This is a genomic window from Klenkia sp. AC732 (assembly GCF_979256525.1).
Window position 1 is genome coordinate 1 of sequence record NZ_CEEDOS010000146.1, and the last position, 247, is coordinate 247.

At 76.5% G+C, this 247-nt stretch carries 1 protein-coding gene; it reads right to left on the reverse strand.

Annotation, left to right across the window (positions count from 1 at the left end):
• Positions 1 to 247, reverse strand: a 247-nt coding sequence (locus tag AC0IVP_RS22035) for an HAD-IA family hydrolase (RefSeq protein ID WP_471759296.1), incomplete at both ends; no start/stop codon positions are given.

The window sequence follows — 247 nt, forward strand, 5'->3', positions numbered from 1 at the left end:
GGCCTGCAGGCCGGCGGGCAGCTGCGCGGGGTCCAGCCGGTCGACGACCCGGGAGGCGGCGCGGAAGTCGTGCGAGGCGGTGTTGGTGTTCGGGAAGGCGAGCACGGTGTCGCCGGCGGCGTTGGCGGACTCGACGCCGCCCACGTTGTCCTCGACGGCCCCGGCGTCGGCCGCGTCCTCGCCCAGGGTGCGCAGCGCGTAGGCGTAGGCGGCCGGGGCGGGCTTGGACTCGGTGACGACGGAGTTG